Raw genomic sequence first — 2,512 nt, forward strand, 5'->3', positions numbered from 1 at the left:
GCAGCAAAACAATCAACATTAGTGGTTTATTAGAACAAAGCAAAGTAAAAAGCATAAACAAGCAAGAAAAAGAACTAGTCCTGCAGCAAACACTATAAATTTTATAAGGGAATATTACGTTTGCAACTCAAAAAATGTTGTGTTAGTACTGGGCCAATTTTTCACGACATCGCAACAACAACGGAAAACAATCAAACAGCAAATTGACATGGAACAAGAGAGAGTAAAACAAGTTAAAGTGCTTTTAGAATACAGCAGAAGAATAGCTCTTGAAGTGTTTAAAAGCAGTTTTGAAGTATCGCGAATTAAAGGTGCAAAACAACAACTTAATTACCAATATATTCCGAGGGAGAAGGATCTTGGAGAAGGAGTGTACGAGCTATGCGTAGCAGCAAAGATCGTTTCTGTACTGATGGAGGGCGCAGAACAAAAGGGGAACATATTCACATTGGAAGTAGAGTACTGTGGTTTATTTCAGCTTGAGGGTGAATGGAGCGAAGAAGGAAGGGAGGAGCTACTACTAGTAGACTGTGCCACTTTGCTATTTCCATTTTTGAGACAAAAGGTATGCGACACTACGGTTGCAAGCGGCTATCCTCCAGTGCTCCTAGAACCAATCGACTTCAAGGCACTTTACACCCAACATAAGAGCAAAAGAACAGTACATTGATATTAATAATTGATGAAAAGAGGGTATAATTTATGGCAGAACTTGTGATTACTCAATCTAGTGGACGTGCTGTAAATGATGCAAAAACAGCAATGTTGGCAAGTGGTGATTTTGTTGTCGTTTGGTGCAGTGGTGCACAAGATGGTAGGGGTCTTGCTATATACGGCCAAAGATACGGAGCGGATGGTAATAAGATGGGTGGAGAGTTTCTGGTACGTTCTGATGTCACTCATAGTTCCTTAAGTCAATCTGTGATGGCCTTGGATAATGGTAACTTTGTTGTAGTTTGGGCTAACTATAGAGAGGGGGTTGTCGGATGGCGCATACATGCACAAATATATGGGTCAGATGGTACAAAGTTGGGTAGCGCATTTCCTGTCAGTAGTGATACAACAAATAGCCACTGGTGTCCATCCATCACTGGCTTGAGTGACGGCAATTTTGTTGTTGTTTGGTCCAGTCATCCACAATACGGAGGCTATTATGACATACACGGACAAAGATACAGAGCAGATGGTAGCAAGCTGGGTGGCCAATTTCAAGTCAATACATATACTGAAAATGAACAGTTCTGGCCCTCCGTCACTGGCTTGAATAACGGCGACTTTGTTGTTGTCTGGTGCAGTAATGGACAAGACGGTAGTGGGGATGGAGTGTACGGGCAAATATATGGGGCAGGTGGTAGTAAGCTAGGTAGTGAGTTTAGAGTCAATACATATACTGCAGGTAACCAGGACTCACCCTCAATCACAACCCTGAGTAATGGTCACTTCATAGTTGTCTGGCATAGTAATGAACAAGATGGTAGTGGTTTGGGTATATACGGACAAAGATACGGAGCGGATGGTAGTAAGCTAGGCGGTGAGTTTGGAATCAATGGCTATACCGCTGGTAATCAAACATCGCCATCTATCACAAGCTTGACTAATGGCAAGTTTGTAGTTGTCTGGTATAGCGATGGACAAGAAGGAGGAGGGCCAGGAGTTCATTGTCAAGTATATGACAGTGATGCAAACAAGCTTGGTGTAGGGTTTAAGGTAAGCACGTTACCTACTCCAACCCATAGTTCTCCTAAAGTAACAAAATTGAAATGCCATGGTGCATTCATTGTTACATATATTCAGGGAGAAGGTGTATACGCTGTATTAGATGATGTAATGCATGGGCTTGCAGGAGACGACGTGATAGAAGGCAAAGGTGGCCCAGACAGAATAGACGGAGGAGAAGGGTACGATACTGCTTCATATGCTAGTTCACCTGCAGGGGTTCAAATCGATCTCACAGCATTTACAGCAAAAGGTGGAGATGCAGAAGGAGATACACTTGTAAGCATAGAAAATCTCATAGGCTCACCACATTCTGATCAACTTACTGGCAATAGAGATGCCAATGTAATGCACGGACAGGCAGGTGATGATATTATCGATGGCAGAGCTGGTGCTGATGACCTCGACGGCGGCGATGGTAACGACACCGTTACTTATCGTAATTCTCCTGCTGGTGTCACCGTAAGCCTAGTCAAAGGTGTCATAGGACAAGGAGGTGATGCTAGAGGTGATCTCCTGTTGAACTTTGAGAACCTTACAGGCTCCCAGCATTCTGACAAGTTAACTGGCGATCATAATGATAACATTATACAAGGCTTAGGTGGTGGCGATGACCTTGACGGAGGCGATGGCATAGATACACTTAGCTATGAAAGCCATGACAAGGTTGTAAACATAGATCTTTTTGACAATGGCAGTACAAAGCCAAGAAGAGGAGGAGACACCTTTAACAATTTTGAGAACATTATAGGCTCACTCAAAAGTGATACTTTATCTGGAGACAACAAACCAAATA

General features: G+C 42.8%; 1 protein-coding gene and 1 pseudogene. Both read left to right on the forward strand.

The window, feature by feature from the left end; all coding sequences use genetic code 11:
• Nucleotides 1-208: 208 nt before the first annotated feature.
• Complete coding sequence (locus tag EDM53_RS04675) at nt 209-670, forward strand: protein-export chaperone SecB (protein ID WP_130122503.1); 462 nt, start codon at nt 209-211, stop codon at nt 668-670.
• Between the two features lie 32 nt (nt 671-702).
• Nucleotides 703-2,512: pseudogene (locus EDM53_RS04680) on the forward strand (hypothetical protein); the annotation flags it as partial.

Source organism: Rickettsiales endosymbiont of Peranema trichophorum (assembly GCF_004210275.1).
GTDB lineage: Bacteria > Pseudomonadota > Alphaproteobacteria > Rickettsiales > Midichloriaceae > RICK02.

What these genes read in the sequence shown, in the direction of transcription:
- EDM53_RS04675 (WP_130122503.1), top strand. Translation starts at nt 209, where the DNA reads ATGGAACAAGAGAGAGTAAAACAAGTTAAAGTGCTTTTAGAATACAGC.